Below are 25,226 nucleotides of genomic sequence, written 5' to 3'. Positions count from 1 at the left end.
GAGGTTGTCGCAAAAGGTAGATTAAGCCTTGAACCACAAAGACACAAAGGCACAAAGGTTTTTTGGAGTTGCCAGCGCTACGCGCTGCAAACAAAAGAAAAAGTCTTCCTTTGTGTCTTTGTGCCTTTGTGGTTCCTTCTTTTAAGGCCTTTTGCGACACTCTCCTGCGCGGGAAAGACGGCAGTGGTAGAAATCGGCATTTAAGACCTTTTGTAACACCCTCCTTCGCGGGGATGACGGAGGGCTGGTACTTTCTATAATGCTACTCCCCTGATTGCATTCACCCTCCTGAACAGGCTGCTGAGATTCTGGCACATGCCTCTGCTGCTCTGTAAGTGCTTCCTGAAGCGGGCTTGTCAGTATCCCACTGTTGATGATCTTTGCATTTCTCATCAACAAACCAGGGAAGCCCCGCTTTTTCAACTGCTCTGATCTGGAGTTCAAGGTGTGACTCTAATAAAGGTGTTGGTATGTCGGGAAAACTGCGGACTGAAGCATGTTGCTCATGTTTGAGGGATTCATGTATGGCACGCTCCGTTACCATCTCCATTCGCTCTTCCCTGAGTTGTTCCTCCTTTTCTAATTGTTGTTCATAACATTTACGGGTCACTTTTTCTAAAATAGCCTGTGCTTCATCGACATTCGGTAACCATGTATAGGGTTGGCTTTTGTCAGTTTGTCCGTCAGGAGTGCTGCTGTTCTGCAAATGGTTGCTTTTTGACCTGTTAGTGTTCAACGATGTGGAGCGCATATGCAGCATATTCAAAATATAATCTCCCTTGTACAGCTCGATATTGTATGTCTCAAGCGTATCCATAATGGTGTCAATATCATCTCCCGGTGAGGTGGTATTACAGTAATGCAGTAAAAAAGCATCAATTTCCTGTTTAAGGTTCATAAGCTGGTAGGCAAAAACGGATGCGTCAAGGGGGGAGAAGTGCAGGCTGGTTAGTTGTCTGTTGAAATCTGCCAGCAGGTTCGGGTTGGATGATATTCTATCCGGGTCTTTCATGGAGTTTTCAATCAGTTTCCTGACATTAACGAAATTGTGTACGTGGTGGGCATCCTGTTGCAAATGATGATAAAAATTTTTCCTGATGGTTTCTTTTATGCGTTGAAGCTCTTTTTCTTTATTTTGAAGTTGGTTCCAATATTTTCTTAATTCTAACCGGAAGCTATTACTCTTCCAGATTTTCCAGCCTCGATGCTCTTGTCCTCTGATATCTGACATTTTTTCAAGAACACTTTTACTGATCTTATGGGCTCGTTGCCTTGCTTCAATGGCTTTAGAGCTGTCTTTGGAAAATATCTTTTTTAAATGCGTTTTAATAGCCTCAGTTAATGTGGTTGCCACTTCATCAAACTTGTTAAAACGACGGGTAATATATAAACCGCTGAAAAAAAAAGTAGAGAGCCCGACAACAGCGGTAGTAATAAAGGGGCTTCCTATAAAGACAATGATTTTGAAGGTATTAATGAATAAGACTGCAATCGTTGAGAAAACAGAGGATATTCCGAAAATTCCTGCCACTTTTTTTCTCTCGGATTGTAATTCAATATGGGCTTCAGCATTAAGGGTATCTGCTTTCACTTTTTCAACTTTTTCACGGTATTTATCGAAGCGCATTATAAATGGATCCAGGGCAAAGCTGAGAGCACCGCCATAAATACCGGATCGTCGGCCAATATGATGAGCAAGCCTGACTGAGTCTTCTGCGTTAATTGAAGCAAGAAAGCCTGATGTAAGGCCCAGTGTCAGGCCTGGCATTAAATCCCGGGCATAACGCAGGCTATTGCATAGCCGGATGAGGGGTGGTTTTATATGGCTTACACACTGCCTGGCAAGGTAGGTAGATAATGAGTTCCAGGCTATTTTTTTTAGCCGGCTTTCCAGTTGACCTGAATTTCTGCATAGAAATATTTCCATCACCGGTAGCCCAATATGAAGAGCTGTAATGATGTCCCGGAGAAGCTGGAACCGCTTAATAAAGGTCGCAAGTCGCGGGTTATTATCCGGATCAAAATCCAGCGCCAGCTTATGTGGTCGGTCTCCGGAAAAAAGAGAGGCGAGAGCCTGACCATGCATGCAGGTGGCAATTCTCTGAAGCGGACCGGTAATGGATGCTTCCTTCCCAAGCAGGCTTTCAAGTTGTGGCATCAGCAAAGCAAAGTCCCCCCACATGACTCGAAAAAACCTGGGCGATTGTTGAGCCACCTCAAGTATGGTACTCAGAGTATCGGTAATAAACGTGTGAATTGGGTTTTCGGGGGAGAATAGCGATGCGATAAGCCCTTTACCTTCTTGATAGAGAAAGTTAAGTGAATCGGATAGTCCTGAGTCTTTAAGTCTCTGGAGTAGTTTCTCTGTTTTTATGTATGCCGACCGGGCTACTTTTGAACCCTGGTTAACAACATCACAAAAGAGTGCTTTGAACTCTGTGCAGGGCTCATATTTAAGCCGTTTCAGGTACTCCTTTCGATATAGCTCAGCAATGATGTCCTCAATACTGTCGTCTTCCTGCCATACAATGTTGGCATAGCTGAGATAGTATGCGTAGGAGTCTGGGTTCAGTGCCCGGTAGCCAATCTCTTTTCTTGCTTTTGCCAGTTGCCCGAGTGCTTCTATATTCTGTTCAAAGCTCTCAAAAGGGAGCAGGGGATGTGGCTCTGAACTTTCAATTAAGTGAATGAATAGTTTTTGTTCATAGTAAGCGACGTCATAATAGCACTGCATCCAGCGTAAAACGTTTTCATAAGGATCATCTGATTTAAAGTCACTCAGTGCATCAATGAATCTCAGGGTTGCCTGATAGAATGACTTTTCGGGGCTGTCTTGAGGTTGTTTGAGAATGCTCTCTATTTGCAGGCAGGAGGGAGGCTTCAGAACATACCAGGATGGGTAGAAAACAGTCTCTTTTTGGGGAGACTCTTTTTGGCAAGACTCTTTTTGGCAAGACTGGGTTTCCAGAAACAGGTGGATTAGCTGCGCCGAAATCTGGTTTCCACGGACTTGTAGTATTCCTGGCTCTCCATCAGAAAGGGGGGTGGTTATAGGGTTGTCCAGTGACTCGACATTGATAATCTGCCGACGAGTCTCTAATAATGTTGGCAAGCCTGCTGCGTCACATTTCGAAGATTCCAGCTCATGTTCAAGGCGAGTGCAGTGAAGCCCGTATATTGCTTCTTTAAGATGGTTTGCTATTTCTGGCAAAAGATTCGAACGGATAAATTGCTCTATTAAAGTCCGAATGCTCTGCGGTGTCTTCTTCTGCTGGCCAGTAGCCAGTACAAATTTTGCTGCCTTTATGGTCCTTAAATTTCGATCACACTTTGCTGTAAAACAAACAAGACTGGTTAACAGGCGTTTAATGGTGTCAGGTTGTTCTTGAATATATTGATTGAATATATCCTGCTTATTAAAACCTTCCCCTGTATCAGGGAGCCTTACCAGGGGGCGTTTTTTGAGAACTGCTTCAAGCCTCTGTCTTGAACGCTCAAGTTTTATTCCGGCCAGATGGCGAATGGCGCCTCGTAACATGTCTTCACGTTTTTTGCACCCCACCCCTATCCCCCGTAGCCAGGTCCATGGTTTCCAGAGTTGAGGATCCTTAAACTTATTGCTCTCACTTTCTTCGGGAGGTGTTGCCAGGATTTTGGAAGAAATTCTTCCTTTATGTACCAGAAAGTCGGCATCAAGCTTTGATTCCAGTGAGTATAAATTATGTTCATGCTCGTAGGCTCTTAAATCTCTCAGGAGTGCAAGCTGGTGATTACGGTTTTGCAGGCCGTTCTGCCAGTCACTTTTCACTGAATTGAATATCTCGTAGAGTACTTCAGGTCCCGGAGCATCGACGGTGAGCATACGAAGTCTGCATTCAATAATATTTATGGTGGTTGCAGGGTGTACAAGCAGCAAAGCTTGCAGGATGCCATGGGGATAGAGAGAGATGAGTAATTCAGGCACATCATCTTCCCGGTCTAACTTAATACCGCTTGGGTAACCATAGGCGTCCGGGGAAAGCCTGCAGACAGGCATACTTGTTCCGTAAATATCCTCAAATAACAGGGGCGTATCTTGCTTCCGGTCATCAACGTAGCGCTTACCTTGAGGTTCATCACTCGGTGTAAAATAGTCTTCACCGGATTCACAGGATGCAGTAGAAATTTCTTCTGATGAAGCGTTGCCCGGGTCAAATCCCTGAGTGTTTAAATCACTATCGATGGCATCGACATCTATGGGAAATAAATGATCTGGATTGCTTTCCAGCGCTTCATCCCCCGGCTCTTCATCACAAGCGAGCGTGTCATCGCTGATACCTTCCGAAACCGGAATGGAATCGGCTATAGGTGTGCTTGCCGGTTCCTCTATTCCTGACTGGATAAACGTTTCAACGGGGTGCCACCAGGCATCTGCAGAATCTATAAGATACGAAGCCGTTCCTGTCTGGTTAGAAACCAATGGTGTATGGCTCTTATCTTTATAATCGTATGGCAGGGTTGGGCCAGAACTGGCAGTTGCAGCCTTATCTTCGTGAGAATGGCTACTATAACCTTCTGTTACTGTATACCAGGCTGGTTCCGGGCTGATGTCTTTTTCTATGGCCGCACTGCCTGAGGCTGGAGCGGTAAGGTCATTTTTCTCTTTTTTTATTTTTGTTGATAAACAGGCATCCAGTTCACTACTGTTTGTTTTACTTTGATCCGGGGTTTTCTGATTTTCTGCGATGGTTTTGAATGAGTAGAGACTTTGGCCTGCTGGAATTGATTGCGTTTTACGATGGCCTATCCGGCTGGTATGTGAGCCTTGATCACAGGCTTTACTGGTAGACTGAAGTAGAAGTCCGCTCTGCTTTATGCCTGTGAGGGTGCTGTCATCATGGGGTAAATACGGCCGTTTAATAACATGCATTATCTTACTCTGAGAGCCGGAATATATTAACTAACTGTTCAGACCGGTTAAGGGGATAATTGTTTCATCTGTTTATTGTAAATATTTTGGCAGTATCCTCTTAGAGACAGGTGGGCTGATTGGTCGTATAATCCTCCGAATTTTGTCTGGCGCGTACTCATCGATCCTTCCTATGTATAAATTGACTCGCAGTGCCCTGTTTTGCCTCTCTGCTGAAACTGCTCATGATTTCGCGATGGAAATGATCAGTGCAGGAGGTCGTCTTGGTCTTACCCGGATGATCGCTCCAAAAGTCCCTTCAAAGCCAAGGGAAGTGATGGGGTTGACCTTTGATAACCCGGTTGGACTGGCAGCGGGTCTGGATAAGAATGGCGAATGCGTGGATGGTCTTGGCAGCCTGGGCTTTGGCTTTCTTGAGCTGGGTACGGTGACACCGGTTGGTCAGCCGGGTAACCCGAAGCCAAGAATGTTCCGTATCACTGAGAAAGAAGCCCTGATCAATCGCATGGGTTTTAATAATCTCGGTGTTGATCAATTGATCGCCAATGTTCGCAAGAGCCAGTACAAAGGTGTGATTGGTATCAATATTGGCAAGAACCTGACCACCGCTGTTGAAGATGCCAGTCAGGATTACCTGACTTGCCTTCGCAAGGTATACCCTCATGCCGGTTACGTGGCGGTAAACCTCTCCTCGCCGAACACACCCGGGCTGAGAAAACTGCAATATGGTGACGCGTTAAAGAATCTGCTTGCGGCACTGAAAGAAGAGCAGGCTTTGTTAGCCAGGGAGTATGGCCGGGTAGTACCACTGGCCGTCAAGATTGCTCCAGATATGACGGATGAAGAGATTGCTGAGGTCGCCGCTGAGCTGGTTGCTTATGAGCTGGATGGTGTTATCGCCACGAATACGACACTGGATCGTGATAAGGTCAGTGGCTATAAAACAGCAGAAGAGGCAGGTGGTCTCAGTGGTGCGCCATTAAGTCAGAAATCCACGGAAGTGATCAGGATTCTTGCCAGCGAACTTTCTGGTAAGCTGCCGATTATTGGTGTTGGCGGTATTATGGATGCACAGACGGCGGCAGATAAGATCAGGGCGGGAGCCAGTCTGGTACAGATATACTCAGGTTTTATTTACAAAGGTCCGGAACTGATCCGGGAGGCGGCTGAAGCCGTTTACTCTGTGGAATCCTGATAAAGACTATGATGCATTAACAGACATCCTGATCTCGCAGTGCTTTGTCAATAAAAACAGGGTCAATAAAAATCGGTTTTTATTGTGAGGTCAGCGGATGGTTTCTGGAAGCCCCGGTGCTGGGGCTTTTAATCAGCGTATTTGTTGTAACAGTCTCTCAGGGCAGGCTGGCTGAATAGATGGCTGAATAGGTGTGGGAGAAGTTATACATTCGGTGTAACGCCGAAATACCCGTCATTCCTTCCCAGTTATCAACACGACCTTCGCGCCAGCCACTTAACCACGATTGGCGCAGATCTGGCTCCTGATGGGGGCAAATGTCCCTGGAGCGGCCAGACAGGCCTATTTGGTATCCTTTATTAAAGGCTCTATCCGATTTATCCCTTTTGTGTCTTTTCAACATGGTAACTGCCTCTTGCTGATTTGGTTATTGACGGCCTCCATGGCACCCCAGGCTTTCTTTCAGTATTACCACAGTCGACTTCACCCAATGGTGGGGGTAACTAGTCGCATAATGCTAACTGTCCCCCAAAAAATAGTATGGGTAAAGAGTCAATTGAAGAAAGTAGTCACCCAAGGAAAGTCAATGTTCTAAGTTTTATCCAAATCTGTCGTTTTTGTTGAGAAAATTTTGAGAATTTTTAGTTAATAAAAGCGGGTGTTTAGCTTTTTCAGGAATATGAAGTTATGAGTACAACGATGCTGACTCTGTTTGCCAGTTGTCCCAAAGGGGTGGAATCCCTGTTGGCAGTGGAGCTGAAGGAATTGGGCGCCAGTGACGTGGCAGAAACCGTTGCCGGGGTCAGCTTTTCCGGTAACCTCGAGCTGGCCTATCGCAGTTGTCTGTGGTCCCGGCTGGCCAGTCGGATTTTATTGCGCCTGGCTGAAGTTGATGCCACTGACAAGACGACGTTTTACCACGAATTGCAGTCCATTGACTGGGACGAACACCTTGATCAGGGGAGCAGTATCCGGATTGATTTCAATGGTGAGACACCGGATATAACCCATACCCGTTTTGGCTCACAGTATGTCAAGGATGCCATTGTTGACCAGTTACGGGATCGTCACGGCTGGCGCCCCTCGGTCAGTAACAGTCAGCCGGATGTGAGGATCAATGTCCACGCCAGAAACAAGAGGGCATTTGTCGCCATTGACCTGGCTGGCCAGAGTCTTCATGAGCGGGGATATCGTCTGGAAGCCGGGGAGGCTCCCTTAAAAGAAAATCTTGCGGCAGCTCTTTTGCATCGGGCAGGCTGGCCGGAAGTGGCGAAGCAGGGCGGAACCTTATTGGATCCATTGTGTGGTTCAGGCACCCTGCTGATTGAGGCGGCCATGATGGCTGCGGATATTGCCCCGGGTTTGTTGAGAGTCCGTTACGGCTTTGATAAATGGATGGGGCATGTGCCGAAAATCTGGCTGGCCGTTCTGGAAGAAGCCCGTGAGCGTCGTACAGCAGGTCTTTCGGCGATCAAGTCAACGATTATCGGTTATGAAGGCCTGGCTAAAATTGTCGGACGTGCCAGGGCCAACCTTCAGCGTGCGGGTTTGAGTAAACTGATTACCATTCAGCAGCAGGAACTGGCTAATCTCAAGGTTGATGCTGATATAGAGCCCGGGCTGGTGATTGCCAATCCGCCCTACGGCGAGCGTATGGGCGATGAAACCAGTCTGGTGTATCTCTACAAACATCTGGGTGAAAAGCTGAAGCAAGAAACCCCGGGCTGGCAGGCGGGTATTTTTACCTCTTCTCCGGCACTGGCCAGAAGTCTGGGTATGGGGCCTAAAAAGAGCTATACCCTGTTTAATGGAACACTGTCTTGTAAGCTGTTCCTGTATGACATTCGTGAGCGTCAGGAGCATCAGCCGGATAAGACGGAGGGGGTTTGGCCGGTAGTAGAATTTAAAGCCAGTACGCCAGGTGGCGAAATGTTTGCCAACCGCCTGAAGAAAAACCTGCGGCTGATGGCTAAGTGGGTGAAAAAAGAGGGGATCGACTGTTATCGTCTCTATGATGCCGATATGCCGGAATATGCAGTAGCCGTAGATATCTATAAAGACTGGGTTCACGTCCAGGAATACGCAGCGCCGAAAACTATTGATGAAGACAAGGCCCATCAGCGACTGTTGGAGGCCCTTGAAGTGATACCGGGTGTGCTGGGTATTCCTGAGAGTCATGTGGTTTTCAAGCGTCGTGAACGTCAGTCAGGCAAACGCCAGTACGAAAAGCTGGAGCAATCCGGTGATATGCTCGAAGTTCGTGAAGGGCAGTGTCGTTTACTGGTCAATTTGAAAGACTACCTGGATACCGGACTGTTTCTGGATCATCGCAAAATGCGGTTGCGTATTGGCAGGGAAGCGGAAGGAAAGGATTTTCTGAATCTTTTCTGTTACACCGGTACCGCCACGATTCATGCTGCGGTGGGTGGTGCGGGCAGTACCACCAGTGTGGACTTGTCCAATACCTACCTGGGATGGGCCAGAAAAAATCAGTTGCTTAACGGCCTGGTGGATCGCAAGCATCGGTTGGAACAGGCGGACTGTGTTGAATGGTTGAAGCAGGAAAAGCGTCAGTATGATCTGATTTTCATGGATCCCCCGACCTTTTCAAACTCCAAGCGAATGCGGGATGTGTTTGATATACAGGAAGTGCATGTCGAGCTGATCAATCTGGCCATGGCGAGACTGAAAAAAGGAGGGGTGCTCTATTTCTCTAATAACTTCCGTCGGTTCCAGTTTGCCGAAGCGCTGAATCAGCAATTTAAGGTTGAGGAAATTACTGGTTCCACTATTGATCGGGATTTTCAGCGCAGGCCGGGGATTCATCGCAGCTGGAGAATTCAGTATTGACCTCGTTTCCAGAGGCCGAAGGTGTCGCAAAAGAGTGAGTAGCCACGTAACCGTCATCCTCGCGCAGGCAAGGATTCACGGCTCTCGATAGATTCCAGCCCGTGCGGGGATCGAGTGAAGCAAATGGATTTTTTGTGAATTCCCGGTATTTGCTGAAAAGGTTACCAAATCCTGTTCCAGAGGTTGGCAAGGTTGTCGTTTTCCTTTCTGGCATCCCTCGGGGAAGCATGGCGCTGTACCCTTCTGTCGAGTGAGACAGAGAGCAATTGCTTTCCTGTCTAACGATATTATATTGGTAACGACAGGAAGAGGGAACAGGCTTTGATTCTTTGGATTTAGTGTCCCCTTGAGGTGCCTCCTGAGGTTTTAAGCAGCAAAAGAATGCTCTGACTACGTGCATATTTATTCTCCATTGTCTTTTATTCGAAAATTACTCTTCATATCTTTCGCCAGCGTAGTACCTTCCCGACGGTTTGCTTTGTTGTTGCTTTCTGAAGAATCCAATAAATTCAAAAAGGCAGTCTATTATAGGAAGACCTGTGATGGAGTGCCTGAGTTTATGAAACAAAATCTGGCAACCCGTATTCTTGCCAGCAATGGTTTCAGGGTAATGTGTTTATTCAGGGTGTTGTCATGAGTCGTGCCATACAGCAATTAGGTCGCAGGTTGAGGCTGGGAGTGATCGGCGGTGGTCCTGAATCATTTATTGGTGCCATTCACCAGTCTGCCGCGACCATGCATGGGGAGTTCGGTGTGGTGGCCGGCGTATTATCGTCAGACCCCGGGCGTGCCCTGACGGCAGCGAAGCTGGTAGGCATTCCCAGGGGATACTCTTCTCCCCGGGCACTGTTCGAATCGGAAAGCCAGCGACAGGACGGGGTGGATGCCATTGCTGTTATCACGCCCAATAATTCCCACTATGACTATTCCATGCAGGCCCTTGCTGCCGGATTTCATGTGATGATTGAGAAACCCCTGACCATCACTGAAAAAGAGGGCATTGAGTTGCTCAGGACACTCCGCCAAACCGGAAAGTGTGGCTGTGTCGCCTATGGTTACACCGGCTACCCCATGGTCAGGCAGGCCCGTGCCATGGTGGCCAGTGGTGTGATTGGGGAGATTAAAATGCTGCAGAGCAATTACGTTCAGGGGCATCTGGCGGAATTGACGGCAGGGGAACTGGACGGCAGCAACTGGCATATGAATCCTGAACAGGCAGGGCCATCCCTGATTCTGGGAGATATTGGCACTCACAGTTATCACCTTTTGAGTTTCGTAACGGGAATGACGCCAGTTCAACTCAGTGCTGACGTCACCAATATTGTTGCAGGCAGAACCGTTGATGATTACTGCGCTATCTGGCTGCGCTATGGTAACCGGGCCAGGGGGCAGCTGTGGGTGACCCAGGCCGCTGCCGGTGGGGTGCATGGTCTGGGCTTCACCATTTATGGTGCAAAAGGCGGGTTGGTGTGGCAGCAGGAACAACCGGATGAGTTGCTGGTACGTCCTTTGGATGCCCCGGCTTATATGCTGAAAAAAGGTGGAAAAGGGTTGCACCCGGCTGCTGAAAGGGCGTCTCATCTGGCCATCGGCCACCCGGAAGGTTATCGCGAAGCCTTCGCAAATCTCTATCTGGATTTTGCCTCCCATATTGTTGATAACATATCCGGTAATTCACCGGATCCGTTAAGTCTCTGGTATCCCACCGTTTCAGATGGCGTTGAAGGGATCGCTTTTATTTATGCGGCACTGCGATCCCGGGACAATGGTGGTCAGTGGGAAACGATTTAAAATGACGACAGGAGGTTGTCCGGGAATAGACTGCCTTGCGCGGAACTGCTCCTGATGGACGATAGCTGATTAATTTATTTGCTGATTAACGGAGCCGGGGTAAGGTCACTGGCTGACCGGTTCTCAGTGACTCTGCAGCGCCATCGGCAATAATCAGTGCCTGTTCGCCATCGTGGCCATTGCAACAGGGGCTGGCCTGGTTTGCCAATACCTCCACAAAGTGCTGCCATTGTGCCTGATAGGATTTTTTATACCGCTCCAGGAAAAAGTATTCTGGTCTGGCCTGCTGAAAACCGGACTCATTCCATAGTTGTACCTGGTTTTCCCGCACATTTGTGACCGTTAATGTTCCTTCACTGCCATGGAGCTCAATACGCTGGTCGTAGCCACAGGCTGAACGCCGGCTATTGATAATGGTTGCCATGGCTCCCCCGGGAAAGGTCAGTACGGAGATGGCTGTATCAATATCTCCCGCTTTGCCAATTTCCGGATCAACCATACACTGGCCCCGGGCCATAACCGAAACGGGGCTCTCTCCCAGGATGAAACATGCCATGTCAAAGTCGTGTATTGCCATATCCCGGAATAACCCGCCAGATACTTTGACATACTCAATGGGCGGAGGCAGCGGATCCCGCGAGGTAATAATCAAAGACTCCGCTTTTCCTATAGCCCCTTGTGCATATCGTTGCTGCAACAGGGCAAAATGCGGGTCGTGGCGACGGTTGAAACCAACCAGTAAAGGCATGTTTCGCTGATGCACAATATCAAGGCACTGCCGGATCCTTGTCGGGTTCAGGGCGATCGGTTTTTCACAGAGTATTGCCTTGTCTGCCATGGCAGAGCGTTCAATTAAATCAGCGTGGGTGTCTGTTGCTGAGGCAATACAGACGGCATGAATAGCGGGATTTTCCATCGCCTCCGAAACAGACATCAGCCGGGTGTTATATTTGCTGGCCAGTTTCATAGCGGCCTTTTTATCAGGGTCGATAATTGCCGCCAGTCGTGTTTCCGGGTGGGAAGCGATATTTGCCCCATGTACCCTGCCAATCCGACCGGCACCAAACAGTGCGATATTGAACATAACCTGATCCTGACGATGCGTTCAGATATGGTAATTAATGGGTTTATTTTTTAGAAGCAACTGACATAAAAGAGTCTTGTCAGGACTTAAGTTTCTCGAAGATGTTGATCCACTCTGTTGGCCTGGGACGCTCTATAGTACCTGAATCCGTGACTTTGTTGGGAACAAAAATGCCTGCAGGTTATTTCCTGCATGGCTTGTAAAGAAAAAGCAGATTAAACAAAAATGCACCCATTAGGTGAACTTTTGAATAACAGGATTTTCGCATTTAAGCCTTGCTACAAAAGAGCTACAGTCATTTTCACCCCTTATGAAGTCACGGATTCAGGTAGTAATCCATCTCAAGACCTGAAAGTAAGATAACTTAGATACCTTGAGTCAAGGTAATCAGCTGTAGCATTAAACGCTGTTTCTGCAATGTGAACGTACTTATTTTTCCAATAACGTCCGTCGTTTCAAGTTGGCAGAATATTTGAAGCAGCAATGTTATAAAGTAGAGGGAATTACTGCCTCCACCATTAATCGGGATTTTCATCGCGGTTCGGGGATTAATCGCTGCTGGTGTATTCAGAATTAATTGCCAGTAAACCAAATAAGAGTATGAATAGCGTCTGTGTTTATTGGTAAATTTACACAGAGGTTATTCATTTTCAATGAGTGTTTTGAGTTTTTCATATAGGTGGCTGGCCGCTTTGGCTACTTCTGAATAACCATGCTTATTATTTTTTGGAAGTGCATGAGCAAAATCGATCAGGTGTACTTTGCATTCACTTTTCTCCGTGGAGTCTGTAGTAATGAGAATGCTGGATCCAATAAAGTCTTGAGGAACATCCTTCAATTGGTCACTGACTTGTTTGATTTTTGCTAGAATCAGCTTTTGTTTTTCAGTTGGCAATGAGTCCATGAACGTTTGCAGGAAATGCTTTGCGGAAAAAGCAAAGCGTAACTTGGAATGATGCACTTTCTGACCATTAATGGTAATGCCTTCGATCCTCCAGCCTCTGGTGGTTGACCTGTATGCCGTATCCAGAAATCTGTGCCTTAGCCTTTTAAGTAATGGATGGGGGTGTTTTTGTTCAGCTAAATCCTGTTTTGAGGCACTTTTATACCCGATTTTAATGTCGAGCTCAAATAGCATCTCTGTGCGTAGCCCATTCTTCAGGTTTTCCATCACAATAAAAGTATTTTTTGTTGAGGAGGTTGTGCTGTCAAGACGAGTTCTTTCTAATGGTTCTAAAGAGTCAAACTTCTCATTGCTTAAAGAGTGAGGTATCAAAGTGTCTAAACCATTTGAGATTCTCTCTTTATAAAAAGTGAATTCAGATTGTTTGCATATTTTTGATACATACCTGTCAGAAAGCTCTGTGAAATTTACCGAGTGGCCAGCAGTGGTCGCTAATTGAAGGCGGTTGTCGGATTTACTTACAATCGTCCCGTTATGTATTCCAGCGGCATTGTTTTGTGTAGTCAAATAATAACCGGCAGGATTGAAGCAACTAAAGCCATTCAGGTGATTCATTATGATGATGTTTTAATTTATTTGTTGATGTTCGAATTATACGGTCTCAGGGTTTTCCTGCCTGCTTTAAAGTAAAAAATTATTAATGCAGACCGGAGAATCAAATATGGACTCTTCACATGGCCTAAAACGTTATGCTAAAAGAGCCTGAGAATGTGATCATTGATTGTTCTTGTTGTTATTTGTGAATATTTTTTCGTAAAGCACAAGTTCACCATCATAAGCTGTATTTATTTTAATCTTGTTGGTATTTATTAGTGTCAACCGGTTGAAAACAGGATTTAATTTCAAATATATAATATTTTTCAGAATTATTCTCTGGTATTTGAGCGTGTAAAAATTTGTACTTATGTCTTCTATTGGTTAGATTTGCCCAGCGCTATCGGTCATCGTGGGTGATTTTCAGTCGATTACTGACAGTTCCAATAAATACAAGAATGTGGTCGTTTCTATGGATGGCCCGAGATGGAGTACTTGAGTTTATGAGTAAAAATTTGGCCCCCCGTATCCTTGTCGCACTGGTAGTTGGTCTTGTGCTTGGCAGTGCTATTCAACTATTTGCCAGCCCTGAAGGTTTTTTACAGACTTATCTTATTGGCGGTTTGTTCCATGCTGGTGGCAGCATCTTTGTTGGGATGATCAAGCTGTTAGTTGTGCCCCTGATTTTTATTTCTATCGTCAACGCTGTTTGTAATCTGGAAGATGTTGGCCAGTTTGGTCGCCTTGGCTTTAAAACATTTGGCCTTTATTTGACCAATACGATCATTGCTATTGCTGCGGCTATTGGTCTGGCTATGGTGGTTCAGCCAGGTGTTGGCGCTAACCTTGGTCTGGCCGATGAGTCCCTGACGTTGAGCCGCACCAGTCTGCCGAATCTGTTGGATATGGTGATTGCGGTGGTACCGACTAACCCCTTCCAGGCATTTGCTGAAGGTAATATTCTCCAGATTCTCTTTATGGCTATCATCACCGGCGTTGCAGTGAAGAAGCTGGAAAACCATGAAACCCACAGTGTCAGCAATGCCTTTACCCTGGCCAACAGTGTGATGATGAAACTGATCACCATGGTGATGAGTATGGCACCCTGGGGGGTTCTGTTCCTGACTGCCAAGCTGGGAGCCACTCTTGATGCCGGAAGTGTTGTCAGCGTTCTGGCCTATGTATTAACTGCACTGGCAGTGATGGTGATCTGGCTGTTTGTCTTCTACCCATTGGTGATTGGTCTGACCACAGGTATCAGTCCAATGCACTTTATTCGCCAGACCCGTGAGCAGATGATATTCTCTCTCTCAACGGCCAGCTCTAATGCCACCATTCCGGTAACTTTCAGAACCCTGACCGAGAAACTGGGTGTTTCTGAGAAGGTTGCAGGCTTTTCTGTACCGCTGGGTGCCACCATGAATATGTCGGGTGCGGCGATCTATATGGTGGTAGCCACTATCTTTGTGGCTAACGCTTACGGTGTTGAGTTAAACGGTACTGCGCTGTTCACTTTGGGTTTCACGGCATTCTTGCTGGCGATTGCTACCGGTGGTATTCCAGGTGGTGCGGTGGTGACCACAGGTGTTCTTTTGCACACTCTGGGTCTGCCTGCTGAAGCCCTGGGAATTATCATCGCAACTGATCGTATTCTGGATGCCGCCTGCACAGTAACTAACGTGGTGGGTGATACGGCTGTCAGTACCATTGTTGCCAAGAGTGAAGGGCAGATCTCTGATGTGGCTGTGGATAGCCGTGAGAAAGCATCAGGTGACGTTCAGTTTGGCTGATTAGGCTTTATTCGAGTTACGCAGGAACATTTGGCCAGAAGTGTTTTAATACTTCTGGCCTTATTGTTGTGGCTTTTTTACAGAGAAGTGGCTTTCACGTAAAGGAGGCCGTATTGCTTTGACCTCCTCGTTTTAACCGATTAGTTATCAGGCAGGCTGACGGGTTGCGCTGATCACCAACTCACGAATGCAGACGTTCTGAGGCATGTTGTAAGCAAAGCTGATACTGTCAGCAATATCTTTAGCCGCAATCGCGCCGCCGATGGATTTTTTCCAGTCTTCGTAGCCGGAAATGACTTCATCAGAGGTGGTGTGGCCCAGCAGTTCAGTTTCTACTGCACCGGGAGCGATAGTTACAACACGAACGCTGTCGTTAGAAACTTCTTCACGCAGGGTTTCGCTCAGGCCGTGGACGCCAAACTTGGTGGCACAGTAAGCCATATGTGCAGGAAACCCTTTGATGCCAGCGACGGAACTGATGTTGAAGATAGTGCCGTGTTTGCGTTCACGCATCTTGCCGATAACGGCGTGAATGCCATACAGCATGCCTTTCAGGTTGACATCAATCATGTTGTCCCACTCAGTGGGATCCTGTTCATGGGCCGAACCCAGCTGCATCAGACCGGCGTTGTTTACCAGACAGTCAACAGGGCCGTATACTTCCTCTGCTTCTGCGATAGCTGCAATCACCTCTTCACGTTTGGTAACGTCCACTTTGCGGCACAGGGTGTTGGGCAGATTCAGTGCTTCCAGACGATCCAGGCGGCGGGCAATCAGTAGCAGGGGGTGGCCAGCTTCACTGAACTGATGGGCAACGGCTTCACCGATACCAGAGCTTGCACCGGTAATAACCACTAAAGGCTTTGACATTTTCATTGCTCCTGTAAAATTCAGCAGGTATGTTCCTGACTTGATGGCGCGCAGTTTACGCAGGATTGCCTCATGGCAGAAATACCGTTTTCATATCATGTCCATAAGTCCACGTTATAACCTTTGTTCCCGGGAAGTCAGATATTGGATCTTAAGCTGTTAAGACAGTTCGTTGCCGTCTATGAAGAGAAAAGCATGACCCGGGCGGCCCACCGTTGCCATATATCCCAGCCGGCACTGTCTAACTCGATACGTCACCTGGAAGATGACCTGGGTCGTGTGCTGTTTATCCGCACCCATCAGGGAACACAGCCCACCCGGGAGGCTGAACAGCTTTATCCCATTGCTTTACGCAGTCTGAAAGATTTCGATCAGATCAGTGACCTGTTCAGTGCGCCGGAAACCGCATCACCTCTTACCATTGGGGTTATGCCTGAACTGCCTCAGCGGGAAATTGCCAGATTTTATAAAACGGTCCGGGAGTTACTGCCCGCCAATCCCCTTAATCTGGTTCATCATACGGCCATCTGTGATGCCCGGATTGTGCTGGATGTGATGAAAGATGACGACGAAATGTTCCATGCCCTGTGGCAGGAGAAGTACTGCTTCGTGACCCACAGAGATCACCCCCTGGCGCAGAAAGAACAGGTTACCGGTAAAGATCTGGATGGCCAGACGTTTATCGTCTGCCCTCCCTGTGAATCCCATCAGCGGACATTGGGGCTGCTTGGTCAGATGGGATTGAGTCCGGCCTTAACACTCAGTGCCGTCAGTAAGGATATGGTCCGTCAGCTGTTGCTGGCCAATGCGGGTGTCTCTTTCCTGCCTGAGTATATGATTACCGAATGGGAGGAGCTGGTGATTCGTCCTTTTGATGGGCCAACCCTTGGGCGTACTGCCGGGTTAGCCTGGAGCAGTAGTCGTATACCGTCGCCTGAATTAAAAATGATTCTTGATGCTTGAGCTGGGTCTAAGGAACAGTCCTTTAATAACTTCCCGATTTCAGTCAGTACAGGGCATGGCGACATAGTTCCATTTTGGTAAGAATTTATCGAACTGAATGGTCATGTTCCTTTTGAAGTCAGCAGCATATTTACGCCCGGTTTCGAACACTTTGTCGATGATTCTTACAACTGTTGATTACCGGGCCATGCGGTACCGGTAAAAACCAGTATATGGTTTCAATGGGTTTGACAGGTTGGGTCGGGCGGAGCGAGCCCCAACAAATCTCGCCGCCCTCGATAAACAGCTGTTAAATATTGACAGTCTGAACTGCCGGTGCCGTTTTTTTGCGGATTATTTTTTTGCTGCTGAGGGTTTGTGTTGGGGCTCGCATTCGCTCGACCCAACCTGCGTCAGCGGTCAATTTCAATGAAATCATGTACTAGTAATTACCCAAAATAAGATCCTTATTTACTGAGGCCCTGAAGCTGATATGGCAAGGATTTCTACGGCTTATATGGAGTTAAAGTATTAATTTATCTGTGTCAATATTTTTTTTCCGTATAAGCGCATCATTACACTGTACTGACGAATCAAGATGTATCGTATACAAAAAAGAAACAATAAGTTGTACGGACTCTGACGTTGATCAAGCCATAAATTCTCATCCCTGAGATTAAGCTGCAGTAGATCTAATCAGAATAATACTGACCCAGGCTGGTCTCTGTTGTGCCAACAACAGTGAAAGGGGAAAAATTATGTTTACTAAATTGTATGTTGAAAGTGCACTGTTGCTGGATTCGTTGAAGAGAGATCAGCGTGGGGTTACGGCGATTGAGTACGCGTTGGTGGCTGTGGCTATTTCTGGCATTGTTGCGGCTGTTTTTGGTGGTACTTCAGGTGGTAATCAAGGCCTTCAAGCTGCATTAGAAGCTGCATTCGATATGGTTGCAGAAAACTTGAATGACACTAGTCCGTAGTGCTCTTTTTAAAGTTTAGCTCATTCCCACGCTCCGCGTGGGAATGCAGACCGGAGCTGAGAGTACGCATTCCCACGGGGACCGTGGTAACGAGGAAAGCGCACAAAACGTATAAGCGAATAAAGATACATGGACGTATAAATAAAAAACAACCCAACGGTTAAACATTATGTTCGCAGTATTGTTAATCATCGTCGCCTGCTCCATCGTCTTTACCGATGTGACCCGGCGACACATCAGTAACCACCAGGTCATTACCGTGGCCATGTTGTCACTGGTTATCTCTGGCTTTACCGCCTTTGCACCACTGGCCTGTCTGCTTGCGCTGATCACCGGTCTGGTTTTATTTGCTGCCGGTGCCTTTGCCGGGGGCGATATCAAATTGATGCTGGCGTTTCTGCCTGCCATACAACTGCAATGGTGGTCTCTGGTATTAATGATGGTGGCGATTATTGGTGGCGTTATGGCGTTGGGGTATCTGGGTTATGGCTGGATAAATAACCGGATGCAAGCCGTAAGAGAGCGTGGGCTGCCCTACGGAGTGCCCATTGTGATAGCAGGGTTCGGTGGTGTTTTATTAAGTGCCGGGTAACCGGCCCACCGTGATAACAGAAGAATAAGGGGGAAACATGGATCGCCGAATTTTACTGGGTGCTGCTTTTATCTTCTGTGCAGCCGGTGTTTACGGCCTGTTGACCAATACCGGAAAAGTGGTTGAGCCCGTTGCAGAGCCCCTGCCTGAAGTGACAATGACCGAAGTCTGGATCGTAAAACAGCCGGTAAAACGGGGTGAAAAAATGAATCCGGTAAGGCTTCAGGCTCAGAGGGTTGCACCGGAAGTCGCTCAGAAAGCCGGTGTCCTTTCAGAAAAACGCTTTGCCATTCAGGAAGGTGCTGTGGCCGGTATGGATTTTGCCGCAGGTGCCATTATCGCTGAAAATCAGCTCCTGTCACCGGGGCAACCTGAGTACCTCGAACTGTTACTGGGGCCCGACAAAGTGCCCTACCCCATCTCTTTTGAAAGTAACGACGCCATGATCACCATGATTTCTGCCGGTGATTATGTGGATGTCATGCTGATTGCTTCAGTGGATCAGAATCTGGCCGCCAGAAAAACCCTTAATTCCTTTGAAGGGTTGAGTGTCACGCCATTATTGAAAAAGCGTCGTGTATTAGAAATTAAAGAAGCGGATTCAGGTAATAGCACGGTGGTCATCAGTCTTGAGAAAAAAGACATCAGCCGCATGATGATTGCCCGGCGTATCGGTTTGCTGGATGTCTATAAGTCCGGACAGTCACCACTCTCTGAAGCCCATGTGAGTGATGTATTAAAAGATTATACCAGTGTCACCGAATTGCGTGGGGATCAGTTACGGGGAGCTGAGCGCGCTGCTTTTTAAGGATTTACCTTTTAAAGAACAACAACAACATCGAGAGCAGTATTATGACCAGGGTAGGGAGTGTTTGGCGAGCAGGGCTACTGCTAATGGCTCTGATGATCTTTTGCACGGTGGCCGCCGCCAGAGGCGTCATCAATCTTGGGGTGAGTGAAGCCACCACCCTCAAATACAAAACACCGGTGGATACTGTCTTTGTTGCCAATCCGGGGGTTGCGGATTATCAGGTGGTTAAAGGTAATCAGTTAATTATCTTTGGTAAAGCGGTGGGTAGCAGTTCCCTGATAGTTATTGACAGCGACGGTAATACCATTGATACCCGTATGCTGGTGGTGAATAAAAACCTCGCCAATATCCGCCAGCAATTACAGCTGCGTTTTCCTGACCAGACTATCGAAGTATTTAACCTGGGTGATCAGGTGGTACTCACAGGTACCGTTCCGTCTGAACAGAAGAAGCAGGATATTTACTATCTGGTGGGCGAGCTGTTAAACAAAGAGGTCGAAAAGGAAAAACTCACCTGGGAAACCGATGGCCGCACATTTGACCTGCGTTTTATTGAAAAACGGGAATACAGGGGCGTGGTCAACAATATTGAAGTGGCTGAAGTGAAACAGGTGAATGTCAAAATCACCATTGCTGAAGTGTCCCATTCGTTTATTCGGCAGCTGGGTTTTAAATGGGGTACCCAGAGTGGGGATTCTTTTATTACCGGTGAATTTTTTGATTTGCTGGGACAGATCAGCTCCACGGATATAGCCCGTTATATCTATGCGGCTGATGATGACACCATGGGGCAGGTGCTGGCAGAGCCAAACCTGTCGGTGATTTCCGGTGAGACCGCGTCTTTTCTGGCTGGTGGTGAAGTGCCTATCGTTACCTATATAGACGACGCATATAACGTAACTTACAAAGAGTTTGGTATTCGCCTGCAACTGGCCGCCGAAGTGCTGGAAGACGACAAGATCAATATTGCCATGGAGCCGGAAGTGAGTGCTATAGATATCAGTTATGGCAACAACCAGTTGAATATTCCTTCCTTCAAAACCCGTCGGGCAAGAACCACTGTTCAACTGGGTGATGGTGAAAGCTTTGTGCTGGGCGGTCTGTTAAGCAGTGAAGACCGGGAAGCACTTTCTAAAATTCCAATGATTGGAGATATACCCGTTCTGGGCGCTCTGTTCCGTTATAGCAAAAATGAAAGAATCAAGTCTGAGCTGATTATCGTGGCAACAGTGAATCTGGTGAAGCCCGTACCACCGGGTATCATCAAACTGCCTGAAATGAGTCGAACTAATAGTTTATTGCGTTTCTTCCATGTGGAGAATCAGGCTGTTGTGCCTGTGCGTGATAAAACCCGGTTGATTCTGTCAACAGGAGGATTCAAACAATGAAAGTGTTTACGTCAGCCATAATCCTTCTGCTTCTTGCAGGATGCGATAGCCGTTTTGCCCGATATGACCCGATCACTGTGCAGATTACCCCCGATAAAAGCGGTTATTCGGTGCAGACTATGGATTGTCCGCCCATAGATATAACACCTGTCGGGTCAGTCTACGAAGGTTGTGCCGTAGTAAATAGCCGGTTCCAGTCTATGGTGCATCCTGAAAAGATGCTGCCAGAGCTACAGCCAGGGCCAGAGCCAGTAAAGGCACCATAGCAGGGAGATGATTATGCTTAATTTGCCAGAAGTTGTCGTTAAGATTGGCAAGAAAATGGATCCTGGTGCAGAGCCAAAACAATGCACAGTGTTGTATCAGACTGCCGAGTGTTTTCGCCTGCTGAAAGAGGCGCTTTTATATGAAGGAATGGAGCCCCCTACAGGGCGTATTTGCGACGATGACAATCTGACCAGTCAGATTACCGATGTTCAGAGTTCTCTGATTTTTATTGAATGTCATGAAGCCTGTGTCGAAAAGGCAAAAGCCATAAAGCATCTGATTGGACGACAGGTTGTTGTTATTATGGTGGGCTGGGAAGACAAAATGTCTGTGGCCAGGGAAGTCGAAGAACTGGGCTTCTATTACCTGCTCTGGCCCGGCCGGAAAGACGATATTATCTCTTTACTGCACCATGTGAGTGAAGACCTGAATCACAATTGTGTACCCAACCATGCCCGCAGTGCCATGCGTGTGGGGGTCGTTAGTCTGAAAGGCGGCAGTGGCTGCACAATGATTACCGCAGAGCTGGCTTATGGTCTTGCCCGTGAAAGTAACCAGCAGGTGATTTTGGTGGATCACGGTTATACCGGCAGCAATATGCACATTATGCTGGGCAAACGTGACCTGGCACGCAGCAAAATGGCCGATGCTATGGTCAGCCACCACTCTCTGGGGAATTCTCTGGATCATGTAACGATACAAAGCCAGTTGGCGGTAGTTGAACAGGGAATTCATTATCTGGGCCTGGAATCAGACACCTTAAATCCCGATGAGCTGCATGAGTACAGCAATCGTGTGCTGATGGCGCTGGCTCACGACGCCAACTTTATTCTTGAAGACTACTCAGCTTCGGTGAAGTTTTACCCGTATCCTAAAGAGTTGTGCAGGGTGGTAGATTGCGTGGTTATGGTGGTTCGGCCAACGTTGTCTGGTTTGCACGAATCAAAACTTTTTCTGGATCAGTTTCGGGACATAAACCCGGGTACTGAAAATCCTGCACGATTGATTATCGTGTTGAATAACAATACTGAAGGCAGGCAAATCAGCTTGAGCGTAGCGGAAGAATTTCTTGGGCAGGCAGTTGATATTGAATTTCCCTATTACCAAAAGGCTGAGGAGTTTTTAATTTCGGGAAAGCGGTTTATCGATGGTAATACTCATTTGACTGAACCGTTTCTGCAGCTTTCCCGCCAGATTCTGGGTAAGCAGTCGGCTCCCAAATCATTGTTTAGCCGGTGGTTTGGAGCCTAGAAAACGGTATCCATTCCCACGGAGGACCGTGGGAACGAGAGAGCACCGACCTACGACAAAAGAATAAAATTGAGGCATCACCATGCAGAGCGTACAGGCCGTTTATCAGACATTAAGAACCCGAATCTTTGATGCTCTGGATGCCGAGGCCGCCACCAATCTACCGGCTGAGACACTTAAAGAGCAGATCCGTAGTGGCGTGAATGCATTGGTGGATCGTGAGCCCGTTGCAATTCCGGTACTTGTGCGTACGGAGTTTGTCGAACGTCTGATGGATGAAATTAAAGGTTTTGGTCCGTTACAGCCCTTAATAAATGACCCACAGATTTCTGACATTATGGTGAACGGGCCGGACTGTGTGTATATCGAATGTGAAGGCAAGATTACCCGAACCGATGTGAACTTTATTGATGAGGCTCAGTTATTAGGCATTGCCAAGCGGATAGCGGCTTATGCCGGGCGGCGGGTGGATGAGTCCCAGCCACTGTGTGATGCCCGACTGCCGGATGGTAGCCGGGTTAATATTGCGATACCGCCCATTACCCTTGATGGTTCTGTTATTTCTATCCGCAAGTTTGGTCGCAAGGATATGACGCTGGAACAGCTCATGGAGTACGGCACCATGAGCAAGGCTATGGTCAGCATTCTGTCGGTGGCAGCCAGTTGTCGTTTAAATATTTTGATTTCCGGTGGTACCGGCTCAGGTAAAACCACCCTGTTGAATGCCTTGTCATATTATATTTCTGAGGGTGAGCGGGTGATTACCATTGAGGATGCGGCCGAGTTACGTTTACAGCAGCCCCATGTAGTGCGGATGGAAACACGCCCGCCGGGGATTGAAAATACCGGAGCTGTGACTCAGCGGGATCTGGTCATTAATTCTCTCAGAATGAGACCTGATCGCATCATAGTGGGCGAGTGTCGTGGACCTGAAGCTTTTGAAATGTTACAGGCTATGAACACAGGGCACGATGGTTCTATGTCTACTCTTCATGCGAATTCCCCAAGAGATGCGCTGGCGAGAGTTGAAAGCATGGTTATGATGGCGGCACCGAATCTGCCACTGGAATCTATCCGGCGTAATGTGGCCGGTGCGGTTGATATCATTATACAGATCAGCCGTTTGCATGATGGCTCCCGTAAGGTCGTCAGAATCAGCGAAGTGATGGGCATTGAAAGCGGTCAGGTGGTGCTTGAAGACATATTTAAATTTGAGCCGGCAACTAATCAGCTCAGTAACCGTGTGACCGGCCAGTTTACGACAGCGGGCTTAAGTCCCCGTTCGGCATTAAAAGAGAAAGCCCGGTTCTTTGGTTTGGAAGAAGTGCTTGAGCGGGCTTTTCGGGAGGGTGTCTGATGATCTGGTTCAGCATGATCGGGTTAGCCATAGTGTTGCTGCTGTTGTACCGGCATGATCAGAAACAACCGCTGGATTTTTTGATGCGGCCTGAAAAAGAGCAAACGGTCGCAACCGCTAAAGCACTCAATATCAGTATGCTGACCGATGAACCCCTGAGAGCCAGAATTAAAATAGAACTGGATAACCTGAGAGCCCGTATCGGGGAACATCCTGGCTTGAAAGTTTTGCTGTTTCTGTTGGCCGTGATTGGCGTGACAATCCTGGTGCAGCCCTATGTAGCAGAGATTCATCCACTGCTGTTGTTTACGGGTATTCTGGTCGTCATGGTCTTTACCTGTATCTGGTTTTTGCAGGTGCATGAAAAACGACAGTTTGATGCTTCTTTCCCGGATGCCCTGAATATGCTTTCGGGTGCGGTGAGTTCAGGGGAGAGCCTTATGCAGGCCATCGTTTTCGTGGGCAATGCCATGGATTGTGTGGTGGGTAAAGAGTTTAAGCTTATGGGGCAGCGCCTCAGTGTGGGTCAGTCAGCTGATGAAGTATTACAGAAATCCTGCCGGCGCTTTCCTTATGCTCCATTTTATTTCTTTGTGATTACTTTACGGGCCAATATTTATCGCGGGGGTCAGTTGCGGGAAATCATGCGGGGACTGAATCAGGTGATGTTTAATAGCCTTGGCCTGGCCAAGAAGAAAAAAGCACTGACCGCTGAAGCGCGGATGTCGGCTTATATTGTGGCCGCCATACCGGTGTGCTTTCTGGTCATGATGAAATATATCAGCCCGGATAATTTTGATTTTGTGATGAATACCGAAGATGGCAAGGTCATTTTGCAGTACGTAATGGCCAGTGAAGTGTTTGGTATGGGTATTATCTGGCTGTTAATGAAGCGGGTGCAGAGCTAGGAGGCTGTCCGAGAATAGATTGCCCTGCGCGGCAACTGTTCCTGCGTTGCTCTGACTCCTCGCTACGGGCGCTATTCCCGGTCAGCCTTCTGGAACAGGGGTGGTTATGAATCTAATAAATGTGTTTCTTGAGAGTGGGCTGATACCTGTTTTGATCTCTGTGCTGGTGGCCTGTTTTCCGGTTTTTTTGCTTAACCGTTTCTTTATTCGTCAGACCAATCGCTACTGGCTGGGATTAGCTCATGGCTCTACCGGCTGGCGAGGACTGACAGGAAATATTAATTTTCATTTTGCTTATAACTGTCTTTCATCACCCCTATCAGGAATATACCGACTCGTAAAAAACACCTAAAATTTGGATGATCGTCCACTGTCTTTCCTGCAAACCGACCACATGACTCTCCTGATTATTGACCGTCGACACATTAATTCCCTGAAAACAGAGGAATACCCACCTTGCCGTGGGATTCTGGCAAGGCTTTTTCTTCTGGTTTGGAAAGAACCGGCTTTGTCTTTTCAGCTCATGCCTTATTCTGTGCTGGATAGCAGCATAGACCATCAAACACAGTGTCATCACCATTAACAGCGCTTCAATGCGCTCTGGCTTCTCCAGATAGAGTGATGAGACCAGAAAATCCGGGCTTTTCAGAAAACGAAATCCTCTCTCAACATGTTGTTGCGACTTGTAGGTAGACAACAGTTCACCGGCATTCAGGCTATCCTGATTCAAGTCATTGGTGCCC

General features: G+C 47.5%; 21 protein-coding genes. 15 read left to right on the top strand and 6 right to left on the bottom strand.

The genetic code is table 11. The features are described 5' to 3' along the window. On the top strand, positions 1–204 hold a 204-nt coding region (locus RM811_RS22180; RefSeq protein WP_402528560.1), incomplete at its 5' end, for a hypothetical protein. A gap of 76 nt (positions 205–280) precedes the next feature. Here RM811_RS22180 and RM811_RS22175 read toward each other — a convergent pair. Continuing rightward, a complete protein-coding gene (locus RM811_RS22175; protein ID WP_402528558.1) occupies positions 281–4,909 on the bottom strand; it encodes a hypothetical protein in 4,629 nt (1,542 codons plus the stop codon). Between the two features lie 172 nt (positions 4,910–5,081). On the opposite strand from RM811_RS22175, the gene RM811_RS22170 reads away from it, so the two are divergent. Then, positions 5,082–6,104 carry a quinone-dependent dihydroorotate dehydrogenase gene (locus RM811_RS22170; protein WP_402528555.1) on the top strand — a complete coding sequence of 341 codons (1,023 nt, stop codon included), beginning with the start codon at positions 5,082–5,084 and terminating at the stop codon, positions 6,102–6,104. A 157-nt stretch (positions 6,105–6,261) separates the two neighbouring features. On the opposite strand, the gene rmf is transcribed toward RM811_RS22170, so the two are convergent. Further along, positions 6,262–6,507, bottom strand: a complete 246-nt coding sequence (gene rmf, locus RM811_RS22165; RefSeq protein ID WP_402528552.1) for a ribosome modulation factor — start codon at positions 6,505–6,507, stop codon at positions 6,262–6,264. 284 nt (positions 6,508–6,791) lie between these two features. On the opposite strand from rmf, the gene rlmKL reads away from it, so the two are divergent. Beyond that, positions 6,792–8,954 (top strand): bifunctional 23S rRNA (guanine(2069)-N(7))-methyltransferase RlmK/23S rRNA (guanine(2445)-N(2))-methyltransferase RlmL, encoded by a 2,163-nt coding sequence (rlmKL, locus tag RM811_RS22160; RefSeq protein ID WP_402528549.1) that lies wholly within the window; start codon positions 6,792–6,794, stop codon positions 8,952–8,954. A gap of 633 nt (positions 8,955–9,587) precedes the next feature. Further along, positions 9,588–10,745 (top strand): Gfo/Idh/MocA family protein, encoded by a 1,158-nt coding sequence (locus RM811_RS22155; RefSeq protein ID WP_402528546.1) that lies wholly within the window; start codon positions 9,588–9,590, stop codon positions 10,743–10,745. An 85-nt stretch (positions 10,746–10,830) separates the two neighbouring features. Here the strand turns inward: RM811_RS22155 and iolG are convergent, their stop codons facing one another. Both iolG and RM811_RS22145 read right to left on the bottom strand, forming a co-directional pair. Continuing rightward, on the bottom strand, positions 10,831–11,829 hold the full coding sequence (gene iolG / locus RM811_RS22150) for an inositol 2-dehydrogenase (RefSeq protein WP_402528543.1): 999 nt from the start codon (positions 11,827–11,829) through the stop codon (positions 10,831–10,833). A gap of 640 nt (positions 11,830–12,469) precedes the next feature. Next, a complete protein-coding gene (locus tag RM811_RS22145; RefSeq protein ID WP_402528541.1) occupies positions 12,470–13,348 on the bottom strand; it encodes an inositol polyphosphate kinase family protein in 879 nt (292 codons plus the stop codon). A 482-nt stretch (positions 13,349–13,830) separates the two neighbouring features. Here RM811_RS22145 and RM811_RS22140 point away from each other — a divergent pair, with 482 nt between their 5' ends. Continuing rightward, a complete protein-coding gene (locus tag RM811_RS22140; RefSeq protein ID WP_402528538.1) occupies positions 13,831–15,117 on the top strand; it encodes a dicarboxylate/amino acid:cation symporter in 1,287 nt (428 codons plus the stop codon). A 147-nt stretch (positions 15,118–15,264) separates the two neighbouring features. Here RM811_RS22140 and RM811_RS22135 read toward each other — a convergent pair whose 3' ends face one another. Continuing rightward, positions 15,265–15,987 (bottom strand): SDR family oxidoreductase, encoded by a 723-nt coding sequence (locus RM811_RS22135; RefSeq protein WP_402528535.1) that lies wholly within the window; start codon positions 15,985–15,987, stop codon positions 15,265–15,267. A gap of 144 nt (positions 15,988–16,131) precedes the next feature. On the opposite strand from RM811_RS22135, the gene RM811_RS22130 reads away from it, so the two are divergent. From RM811_RS22130 to RM811_RS22085, 10 genes are all read left to right on the top strand, one after another. Continuing rightward, on the top strand, positions 16,132–16,950 hold the full coding sequence (locus RM811_RS22130) for a LysR family transcriptional regulator (protein WP_402528532.1): 819 nt from the start codon (positions 16,132–16,134) through the stop codon (positions 16,948–16,950). A 737-nt stretch (positions 16,951–17,687) separates the two neighbouring features. Then, positions 17,688–17,909 carry a Flp family type IVb pilin gene (locus RM811_RS22125; protein ID WP_402528530.1) on the top strand — a complete coding sequence of 74 codons (222 nt, stop codon included), beginning with the start codon at positions 17,688–17,690 and terminating at the stop codon, positions 17,907–17,909. A 169-nt stretch (positions 17,910–18,078) separates the two neighbouring features. Beyond that, positions 18,079–18,501, top strand: a complete 423-nt coding sequence (locus tag RM811_RS22120; protein WP_402528527.1) for a prepilin peptidase — start codon at positions 18,079–18,081, stop codon at positions 18,499–18,501. A 37-nt stretch (positions 18,502–18,538) separates the two neighbouring features. Continuing rightward, positions 18,539–19,309 carry a Flp pilus assembly protein CpaB gene (gene cpaB, locus RM811_RS22115; RefSeq protein WP_402528525.1) on the top strand — a complete coding sequence of 257 codons (771 nt, stop codon included), beginning with the start codon at positions 18,539–18,541 and terminating at the stop codon, positions 19,307–19,309. An 86-nt stretch (positions 19,310–19,395) separates the two neighbouring features. Further along, the gene (locus tag RM811_RS22110; RefSeq protein WP_402528524.1) at positions 19,396–20,700 is read left to right on the top strand and encodes a type II and III secretion system protein family protein; all 1,305 of its coding nucleotides are present in this window, start codon (positions 19,396–19,398) and stop codon (positions 20,698–20,700) included. After that, the gene (locus RM811_RS22105) at positions 20,697–20,966 is read left to right on the top strand and encodes a hypothetical protein (protein WP_402528521.1); all 270 of its coding nucleotides are present in this window, start codon (positions 20,697–20,699) and stop codon (positions 20,964–20,966) included. The genes RM811_RS22110 and RM811_RS22105 overlap by 4 nt, the downstream gene beginning before the upstream one ends. Positions 20,967–20,979: 13 nt before the next feature. Then, positions 20,980–22,218, top strand: coding sequence for a CpaE family protein (locus tag RM811_RS22100; RefSeq protein WP_402528518.1), 1,239 nt, complete (start codon positions 20,980–20,982; stop codon positions 22,216–22,218). Positions 22,219–22,300: 82 nt separating this feature from the next. Next, the gene (locus RM811_RS22095) at positions 22,301–23,575 is read left to right on the top strand and encodes a CpaF family protein (protein WP_402528515.1); all 1,275 of its coding nucleotides are present in this window, start codon (positions 22,301–22,303) and stop codon (positions 23,573–23,575) included. Continuing rightward, positions 23,575–24,483 (top strand): type II secretion system F family protein, encoded by a 909-nt coding sequence (locus RM811_RS22090; protein WP_402528513.1) that lies wholly within the window; start codon positions 23,575–23,577, stop codon positions 24,481–24,483. Before RM811_RS22095 ends, RM811_RS22090 begins: the two co-directional genes overlap by 1 nt. A gap of 106 nt (positions 24,484–24,589) precedes the next feature. Beyond that, a complete protein-coding gene (locus RM811_RS22085) occupies positions 24,590–24,835 on the top strand; it encodes a hypothetical protein (RefSeq protein ID WP_402528510.1) in 246 nt (81 codons plus the stop codon). Here RM811_RS22085 and RM811_RS22080 read toward each other — a convergent pair. Next, positions 24,803–25,226 (bottom strand): IS1634 family transposase (locus RM811_RS22080; RefSeq protein WP_402528507.1); only part of this gene is annotated, 424 nt, incomplete at its 5' end. The two genes, RM811_RS22085 and RM811_RS22080, sit on opposite strands and share 33 nt — an antisense overlap.

Origin of the sequence: Endozoicomonas sp., assembly GCF_031844845.1 — a bacterium.
GTDB lineage: Bacteria > Pseudomonadota > Gammaproteobacteria > Pseudomonadales > Endozoicomonadaceae > Endozoicomonas.
This window is presented reverse-complemented; position numbering and strand designations above follow the sequence as displayed.

What these genes read in the sequence shown, in the direction of transcription:
- cpaB (WP_402528525.1), top strand. Translation starts at nt 18,539, where the DNA reads ATGGATCGCCGAATTTTACTGGGTGCTGCTTTTATCTTCTGTGCAGCC.
- RM811_RS22100 (WP_402528518.1), top strand. Translation starts at nt 20,980, where the DNA reads ATGCTTAATTTGCCAGAAGTTGTCGTTAAGATTGGCAAGAAAATGGAT.
- RM811_RS22090 (WP_402528513.1), top strand. Translation starts at nt 23,575, where the DNA reads ATGATCTGGTTCAGCATGATCGGGTTAGCCATAGTGTTGCTGCTGTTG.
- RM811_RS22175 (WP_402528558.1), bottom strand. Translation starts at nt 4,909, where the DNA reads ATGCATGTTATTAAACGGCCGTATTTACCCCATGATGACAGCACCCTC.
- RM811_RS22135 (WP_402528535.1), bottom strand. Translation starts at nt 15,987, where the DNA reads ATGTCAAAGCCTTTAGTGGTTATTACCGGTGCAAGCTCTGGTATCGGT.
- RM811_RS22110 (WP_402528524.1), top strand. Translation starts at nt 19,396, where the DNA reads ATGGCTCTGATGATCTTTTGCACGGTGGCCGCCGCCAGAGGCGTCATC.
- RM811_RS22085 (WP_402528510.1), top strand. Translation starts at nt 24,590, where the DNA reads ATGAATCTAATAAATGTGTTTCTTGAGAGTGGGCTGATACCTGTTTTG.
- RM811_RS22125 (WP_402528530.1), top strand. Translation starts at nt 17,688, where the DNA reads ATGTTTACTAAATTGTATGTTGAAAGTGCACTGTTGCTGGATTCGTTG.
- RM811_RS22120 (WP_402528527.1), top strand. Translation starts at nt 18,079, where the DNA reads ATGTTCGCAGTATTGTTAATCATCGTCGCCTGCTCCATCGTCTTTACC.
- RM811_RS22170 (WP_402528555.1), top strand. Translation starts at nt 5,082, where the DNA reads ATGTATAAATTGACTCGCAGTGCCCTGTTTTGCCTCTCTGCTGAAACT.
- rmf (WP_402528552.1), bottom strand. Translation starts at nt 6,507, where the DNA reads ATGTTGAAAAGACACAAAAGGGATAAATCGGATAGAGCCTTTAATAAA.
- RM811_RS22105 (WP_402528521.1), top strand. Translation starts at nt 20,697, where the DNA reads ATGAAAGTGTTTACGTCAGCCATAATCCTTCTGCTTCTTGCAGGATGC.
- iolG (WP_402528543.1), bottom strand. Translation starts at nt 11,829, where the DNA reads ATGTTCAATATCGCACTGTTTGGTGCCGGTCGGATTGGCAGGGTACAT.
- RM811_RS22145 (WP_402528541.1), bottom strand. Translation starts at nt 13,348, where the DNA reads ATGAATCACCTGAATGGCTTTAGTTGCTTCAATCCTGCCGGTTATTAT.
- rlmKL (WP_402528549.1), top strand. Translation starts at nt 6,792, where the DNA reads ATGAGTACAACGATGCTGACTCTGTTTGCCAGTTGTCCCAAAGGGGTG.
- RM811_RS22140 (WP_402528538.1), top strand. Translation starts at nt 13,831, where the DNA reads ATGAGTAAAAATTTGGCCCCCCGTATCCTTGTCGCACTGGTAGTTGGT.
- RM811_RS22155 (WP_402528546.1), top strand. Translation starts at nt 9,588, where the DNA reads ATGAGTCGTGCCATACAGCAATTAGGTCGCAGGTTGAGGCTGGGAGTG.
- RM811_RS22095 (WP_402528515.1), top strand. Translation starts at nt 22,301, where the DNA reads ATGCAGAGCGTACAGGCCGTTTATCAGACATTAAGAACCCGAATCTTT.